The sequence below is a fragment of the uncultured Albimonas sp. genome, assembly GCF_963977235.1.
Classification (GTDB): domain Bacteria; phylum Pseudomonadota; class Alphaproteobacteria; order Rhodobacterales; family Rhodobacteraceae; genus Albimonas.
In genome coordinates this window covers 1-7184 of sequence record NZ_CAXBOD010000109.1, presented here as the reverse complement: position 1 = coordinate 7184, position 7184 = coordinate 1, and the positions used below count along the sequence as shown (strand labels likewise).

At 74.7% G+C, this 7184-nt stretch carries 7 protein-coding genes; 2 read left to right on the top strand and 5 right to left on the bottom strand.

What is annotated here, in order from left to right; translation table 11 throughout:
• Positions 1-93 precede the first annotated feature (93 nt).
• Complete coding sequence (locus tag AAC134_RS23095; protein ID WP_339952030.1) at positions 94-969, bottom strand: SDR family oxidoreductase; 876 nt, start codon at positions 967-969, stop codon at positions 94-96.
• Positions 970-1025: 56 nt separating this feature from the next.
• On the opposite strand from AAC134_RS23095, the gene AAC134_RS23090 reads away from it, so the two are divergent.
• A complete protein-coding gene (locus AAC134_RS23090; RefSeq protein WP_339952028.1) occupies positions 1026-2132 on the top strand; it encodes a hypothetical protein in 1107 nt (368 codons plus the stop codon).
• A 313-nt stretch (positions 2133-2445) separates the two neighbouring features.
• Here the strand turns inward: AAC134_RS23090 and queG are convergent, their stop codons facing one another.
• The 3 genes from queG to AAC134_RS23075 form a co-directional block, all read right to left on the bottom strand.
• Positions 2446-3564, bottom strand: coding sequence for a tRNA epoxyqueuosine(34) reductase QueG (gene queG / locus AAC134_RS23085; protein WP_339952032.1), 1119 nt, complete (start codon positions 3562-3564; stop codon positions 2446-2448).
• Between the two features lie 104 nt (positions 3565-3668).
• Positions 3669-4424 carry a hypothetical protein gene (locus AAC134_RS23080; protein WP_339952026.1) on the bottom strand — a complete coding sequence of 252 codons (756 nt, stop codon included), beginning with the start codon at positions 4422-4424 and terminating at the stop codon, positions 3669-3671.
• Positions 4425-4551: 127 nt separating this feature from the next.
• Complete coding sequence (locus AAC134_RS23075) at positions 4552-5229, bottom strand: glutathione S-transferase family protein (RefSeq protein WP_339952024.1); 678 nt, start codon at positions 5227-5229, stop codon at positions 4552-4554.
• Positions 5230-5479: 250 nt separating this feature from the next.
• Here AAC134_RS23075 and AAC134_RS23070 point away from each other — a divergent pair, with 250 nt between their 5' ends.
• Positions 5480-6199 carry a cyclic nucleotide-binding domain-containing protein gene (locus AAC134_RS23070; protein ID WP_339952022.1) on the top strand — a complete coding sequence of 240 codons (720 nt, stop codon included), beginning with the start codon at positions 5480-5482 and terminating at the stop codon, positions 6197-6199.
• Positions 6200-6216: 17 nt separating this feature from the next.
• Here the strand turns inward: AAC134_RS23070 and mtgA are convergent, their stop codons facing one another.
• Positions 6217-6912, bottom strand: a complete 696-nt coding sequence (gene mtgA / locus AAC134_RS23065; RefSeq protein WP_339952020.1) for a monofunctional biosynthetic peptidoglycan transglycosylase — start codon at positions 6910-6912, stop codon at positions 6217-6219.
• Positions 6913-7184: the final 272 nt, after the last annotated feature.

Below are 7184 nucleotides of genomic sequence, written 5' to 3'. Positions count from 1 at the left end.
CGGACGAGTCGCTCTGATCGGCATCAGCGAGGGACGGCTCCGGAGAACAGGCGCTTCCGCGGGGTGTCGGACGTCGCGCCGGGGCGCCCGGGGTCAGGCGGGGTCGCGCGTGTCGGCCAGCAGGGCCGCCAGGCCCTCGCGGTAGCTGGGGAAGGCGAGCTCGACGCCCAGCTCCTCGCGGATGCGGGCGTTGGAGGTGCGCTTGCTCTCGGAATAGAAGCTGCGGGCCATGGGGGTCATCTCCGCCTCCTCGAAGGGGACGGCGGGGGGGATCGGCAGGCCCAGCAGTTCGGCGGCATGGGCGATGACGTCCTCGGGCGGGGCGGGGAGGTCGTCGTTGACGTTGTAGGCGGCGCCGGGGTTGGGACGCGCCATGCTGGCGCGCAGGGTGGCGGCGATGTCGTCGACATGGATGCGCGAGAACACCTGCCCCTCCTTGATCACGCGCCGCGCCGCGCCCTGGCGCACCTTCTCGAACGGGCCGCGGCCGGGGCCGTAGATGCCGGCCAGGCGGAACACGTGCACCGGCAGGCCGGCCGAGGCGTGCAGGCCCAGCCAGGCGTCCTCGGCCGCCACCCGCCAGGCGCCGCGGCGGCTCGACGGGGTGCGGGGCGAGCTCTCGTCGATCCAGGCGCCGCCGCGGTCGCCATAGACGCCGGTGGTCGAAAGGTAGCCGACCCAGGCGGGCTTCGCGGCGGCGATCTGCGCGCCGGCCGCGCGCAGGACCGGGTCGCCCTCGGCGTCCGGGCCGGCCGAGATCAGAAGGTGGCTCGCCTGGGCCAGCAGGGGGGCGAGGTCGGCGTCGTCCGCGGGCCAGACCAGCGCCTCGGCGCCCTCGGCGCGGATCGTCTCGGCCTTCTGCTCCGAGCGGGTTGTGCCGATCACGCGCCAGCCCTCGGCCAGCAGGTCGCGCGCCAGCCGACGGGCCGAGTAGCCGTGGCCGAGACTCAAGAGGGTGGGGGTGGACATCGCCGGGCCTCCGCGCCAGATGTGGTCGCCTCCCGTCTAACCGAGGATCGTTCCCGATGCGATGGATCGCCGTCTGCTCTGCGGCCGCGCTGTGCGCCGCGGCGCTGGCGCCCGCGCCGCTGGTCGCCCAGGCCGCCCCCGAGGCCGCCTCGCCCCCCGCGCAGCGGCCCGGCGAAGGCGGCGTGAGGCCCGATCCGACGCGGGCGCCCAACCCCGACCCGAACCTTGAGCTGCCCGGCGCGGACTCGTTCGGCGGCGCGCCGCTGACCCTGCCCGTCGGGCCTGCGCCCGCGCCGGACGCCGCCGCCCGCGCCGCCGATTCCGCCCGCTGCCAGGCCCTGGTCGACCAGGATCCCGCCGCCGCCCGCGAGGTCGCGCGCGACTGGGGCCGGCGCGGGGGCGGCGTGCCGGCCGCGGTCTGCGAGGCGCTGGCGCTGGAGGCGCAGGGGGCGCTCGCCACCGCCGCCGCGCGGCTCGAGGATGCCGCCCGCCGGGCCCCGGAGGACGTGCTGCCCTCGCCCGCGCGCGCCGCCCTCTACGAGGTCGCCGCGGGCTTCCGTATGCGCGCCCTGCAGCCGAGCGAGGCGCTGGCCGCGGCCGAGGCCGGGCTCGCCCTTCCCGGCGCCGGTCCGGTGCTGCGGCGGGAGCGGGCCGAGGCGCTGGCGGCGCTGGGCCGGGGGGGGGAGGCTCTCGCCGATCTCGACGCCGCGCTGGAGGCGATGCCGCGCGACCTGCCCGGCCTGCGCCTGCGCGCCCGGCTGCGGGCCGAGGCCGGCGACATCGCCGGCGCCCTCGCCGACGCCGGCCGGGTGACGGCGCTCGATGAGCGCGACCCGGCCGCCTGGCTGGCGCTGGGCGAGGCGCAGGTCGCCGCCGACCGCCCCGAGCGGGCCCGGGAGAGCTTCCTGCGCGCCATCGCCCGCGACCGCGAGGGCCAGGCCGGCGACCGCGCCCGCCGCGCCCTCCAGTTGCTCGACGGGCCGGGCGAGGCGCCGGTTCCGGCCGAACCGCGCCAGGACCCCCCGCCGCGCCCGCGCCGGAGGTCGAGCCCGCGCCGCAAGACGACCCTGCGCCGGCTTCCCCGACGCCGCCCGCGACGCCGGAGGCCGAGCCGGTCGCGCCGGCGGAGTGAGGCAGGGTCGGCGGCGTTCGGTTGGGCTTGAACAGGGTCCATTGCCCCGGAACCTCGCGGCGGCGCGTCAATCGAGCCGTGTCATCGGCCTGCGTCTTCCGATCCCCCTTGCCATCCCGGCGGTCATGCGCCGACCGCCACCACGCCCGCCCAGGCGCTGATCGTCATTCATGTCAGGGGTCGGCGCCGACGGGGCGGCCAGCGTCTCGGGCGCCTGCGACGTCTCGGGCCTGAACCAGATCCGCGCGGGGGACGAGCTTCGGGGCGCGGGGCCCGATCGTCAGCGTCGGGGAGCGCGTGGCCGTGGGCGGCGACACCCTCCGGCTTGCGCCCCCGGGGCTGATCTAGCCTGCGGCGGTCTCGGCCAGCGCGAGGCGCCATTCCTCGGCCACCGATGGGTCGGGGTCGGCGCGTTCGCTTGCCCGCAGGCGGGCGGGGGACAGGCGCGACAGGGCCCAGACAGCGTGGCCGCGGACCAGGGGGTCGGGGTCGTCGAGCCGGTCCTCGGCCGCGGGGATCAGCGACTCCAGCGCCGAGTTCCCCACCGCCACCATCACGTTGCGCAGGAACCGCGCCCGGCCGATCCGCTTGATCGGCGAGCCGCGGAACACCTCGCGAAAGGCGGCCTCGTCCAGCCCCGCGAAATCCGCCAGCCGCGGGCGGTTCAGCTCCAGCCGCGCCTGGTAGAGGGTGTTGGCCTGCACCGCGAACTTGTTCCACGGGCACACCGCCAGGCAGTCGTCGCAGCCGTAGATGCGGTTGCCGATCAGGGGCCGCAGATCGCGCGGGATCGGACCCTTCAGCTCGATTGTCAGGTAGGAGATGCAGCGCCGCGCATCCAGTTGGAAGGGCGCGGGAAAGGCGTTGGTCGGACAGATGTCGAGGCACCGCCGGCAGGAGCCGCAGTGCTCGGCCTCCGCCGCGTCGGGGGGCAGGTCGGCGGCGAGGAAGATCGCGCCGAGGAACACCCAGTTGCCGATGTCCCGGCCCAGCAGGTTGGTGTGCTTGCCCTGCCAGCCGAGCCCCGCAGCCTGGGCCAGCGGCTTCTCCATCACCGGGGCGGTGTCGACGAAGACCTTCACCGGCTGGCCCGTCCGCTCGGCCGCCCAGCGGGCCAGCCGCTTGAGCTTGCCCTTCACCCGGTCGTGGTAGTCCGGCCCGCGCGCGTAGACCGAGACCGAGGCCCGGTCGGGCATCGCCAGCAGGTGCAGGGGGTCCTCGGCGGGCGCGTAGCTCTCGGCCAGCATCACGATCGAGCGGGCCTCGGGCCACAGGGTCTTGGGGTCGCCGCGCCAGGCGGAGCGGGCCTCCATCCAGCCCATGTCGCCATGGGCCCCCTCGGCGAGGAAGCGGCGCAGGCGGGCCGCGGTCTCGCCGCCGCCGGGGCCCAGCGCATCGGCGCGGCAGACGCCGAAGCCCACGAAGCCTTCGGCGCGGGCGCGCTCGGCAAGCTCCGCCTTCAGGGCGGCGGCGGCGGCGGCGGCGGCGTCAGGGGCGCGGGAGTGGTCGTCCGCCGGCGGCAGGGGCGCGTCCGCCCCCTCGGGCGCCGGCGGGGAGGGCGCCCGGGTCAGCCCGGAGTCTGGCGCCGGCGGCGAAGGGCCGCCACGCCGCCCAGGGCCGCAAAGCCGGCTGCCGCGAGGGGCAGCGCGCCGGGCAGGGGCACGGGCGAGGCCGCGCCCTGGGTCCGCTCGAGGTAGCCCATGGCGTCGGCGTAGACCATCAGGGTGCGGCTCTCGCCCGGGTTCAGCACGATGCTGAAGCTCCAGGCGCCGGTCTCATGCGCAAGCTTCGGGCCGTAGTCGCCGCCCGCATAGATGTCGACGGCTTCGTACACCGAGGGCCGGGCCTCCAGCGTCTCGATCATCAGGGTGGCGAACGCCTTGCTGGTCGCTTCGGGGTCGTCGCCCGTCACCTCGGCCCGCAGGTCGTAGCGCAGCAGGAAGTCGACCGTCGAGATCGAGTCCGACAGGTTCTCGAGCCGCACCGCGCCGTCGTTCAGCGAGGCCGCCTCGATCACCGCCAGCGCGTCCGTCGCGCCCGAGACCGAGGGCGTGAACTGCAGCGTCTTCCCGTCGATGACGAAATCGTCCGACCAGTCCGCGTCGTAGCTGCCAAAGCCGTCGGCATAGCCGGAATAGCTCGAAAACCCATAGCTGACGGAAACGCCCTGGGGAACCGACGTCGCCTCGATCGTGGCGTCGATCGCGCTCGTGAAGCTGACCAGGGCCTGCGCCGGGGCGGCGAGGGCCAGGGTCGCGCCAAGCGCGAGAAGCAGTGCCGGGAGCTTCATGTAGATGACTACCCCGTTAATGTATCTGAACAAGCGTAAATCGCCTGTATCGAACATGAATTGTCTACCACGCCGGCGCCGCACCGGCAATCTCCGCCTGCGGCGGGACGCAGGCCGCGCCGCGGGCCCGGACGCCCCTGCGGCCGCGTTCGCCTCGCGGTCAGAAATCGAGGTCGGCGTAGTGCGCCGGCGGCGGGAAGCCCGAGAGGTGGTCGGCCAGCAACGTGCGGAAGGCCGGGCGCGACTTGATCCGCTGATACCAGTCCTTGGCCGAGGGCACGGAATCCCAGGCGACGTATCCGATGTAGTCCAGGCAGCTGAAATGCGCCGCGGCGGCGAAATCGGCCAGACTGATCTCGTCGCCCGCCAGCCATTTGCGCTGGTCGGCCAGCCAGCCGACATACTCCAGATGCGTGGCCAGGTTCTTCGAGCCGGCCCGGATCCGCCCGCTGTCGGGATGGCCGCCGCCGCGCACCTTCTTCATCACCCGCTCGTCCACCAGATTGGCGGTGACCTCGCGGTGCATCTTGTCGTCGAACCAAGCCACCAGCCGGCGCGCCTCGGCGCGGGCCAGCGGGTCGCCGGGCAGCAGCGGACGCTCGGGCCGGGTTTCCTCGAGGTACTCGCAGATCACCGCGCTGTCGCAGATCACGGCGCGGCCGTGGGCCTCGTCGTCCTCGAAGGCGGGGACCGAGCCGGCGGGGTTCAGGCGCAGGTACTCGAGGCTGCGCACCCAGGGCGTCTGCTCCACGAGGTCGACTTCCAGCCGCTTCTCGGCCAGCGCCAGGCGGACCTTGCGGCAGAAGGGGGAGAGGGGGATGTGATGCAGTCGGCGCATGGTGCTCGGCGTTGGGTCTGGGGCGTCGTGTCGTCTGGGGCGGCGTCGGGGCTGGCGCGGCGTGGCGTCTGGCGCGGCGGGGGTCTGCCGGCCGCGACAGGCGAGCCGCACGGCGCGCCGACCCTGCCGTCCGCGCCGCGCCGATGCAAGCCATGGGGCCTGCACGCGCCGCCGCGCCTCCGTTGCGTCATCAGGGGTGAACTTCGGGCCATCCTGTGGTGAAGTGCGTCGCACAGACAGGAGATTCAGCATGGATCCGATCGCGATCGGCGAGGCGCTGGCGCTCGTCGGAGCGGGGCTTGCGGCGCTCGGCCTGGGCCTGCGCGACATCCGCAGGCTGCGCCTGCTGGTGCTGGTCGCGGCGGTCTGCGGCGGCATCGCTTCGATCCTGCTCGAGGGAAGGCTTCCCGCCGCCACGGCCGCGCGGCTGGCGATCGCGGCGATGGCGCTGGTCTGCGTGGGGACGCTGCTGGGGCTCGGCTGGTCGGCCTGGTCGGCCTCGCCCATCTCGGTGCGCGCGCGCGACCGGACGCTGCGCCGCGCCTTCGGCCCGATCTCTCCGGCCGCCTTCCGCGCCCTGCTGCGCCTGGCCGAGCGCCGTCCCGTCCCGGCCCCCCTGCGCCTGACCCGCGCGGGCTGGGCGCCCGAACACCTGTGGTATCTCGCCGAGGGCGCCCTGCGGGTCGAGCGCGACGGCCAGGTCACCGAGGTCGACGGCCCGTTCTTCGTGGGCGAGGTCAGCTTCGTCACCGGCGCCACGGCCCCGGCCACGATCACCGTCCTGCCGGGGGCCGAGCTGCTGGAGTGGGACGGCAAGATCCTGCGCGACGCCTTCCGCCGCGACCCCACGCTGCGCCCCGCGCTCGAAGCGATTCTGGGCCGCGACCTGGCGCGCAAGGTGTCGGCCGTGCGCCCCGCGCCCGAGCTGATCCCGCAGGAGACCGAGACCCTCTCGCGCCTCGCCGTCTGACGGGCCCCGCGCGCCGCTCAGTCCAGCACGCAGCCCCCGCCCGAGGCTTCCAGCGTTCCCGCCCCGCTCTCGATCGCGGCGGCGCGGCGCGACAGCCAGCCGCTGGGACGGGCGGGGTTGCGGGTCTTGGGGTCGGGCAGGGCGGCGGCGATCAGGGCGGCCTGGCGCGCGGTCAGCTGCGCCGCGCCGACGCCGAAATGGCGCTGGGCCGCGGCCTCGAGCCCGAAGATCCCCTCGCCCATCTCGGCGACCGAGAGGTAGACCTCGAGGATCCGGCGCTTGGGCCACAGCGCCTCGACCAGCACGGTGAAGCCCGCCTCCAGCCCCTTGCGGACCCAACCGCGCCCCTGCCACAGGAACGCGTTCTTGGCGACCTGCTGGCTGATGCCGGAGCCGCCGCGCAGGCTCCCCCCCTCTGCATTCGACTCCAGCGCCTGCCGGATCGCCTCGACGTCGAACCCCGAGTGCGCGCAGAACCGCGCGTCTTCCGCCGCGGGAAAGGCCAGCCGCACCCGGGCCGGCAGCGCCTCGAAATCCAGCGCGCGCCGGTCGATCTCGCCCAGACGCCAGCGCTCCTGCTCGATGTAGATCGTGGTCGGCGGGATCAGCACGCGATACAGCGCCACCCACACCCCCACCACTGCGGCCACGAGGAAGACGATCTCGGCCAGCCGGCGCAGCAGCCCGCGCCGCTTGGTCTGTTTCCTGGCCATGCCTCTCCCCGTCGCCTCCGCTCGCCCGCAAGCTAGGCCGCGCGCCGCCCGGCGACAACGCCTGCCGGGAGCGCCTGTTCTCCGGAGCCGTCTCTCGCGGATGCCGATCAGAGCGACTCGGCCGGAGGGGTCAGGGATCGCGCAGCGACCGGCGAAGCCGGCTTGTCCTTGACCCCTCCGGCCGAGTCGCTCAGGCATCAGAAGCGAGAGACGGCTCCGGAGAACAGGCGCGGCTTGTTCTTTGGTGAGTCAGGAGCTTCTCCCCCCTCGCC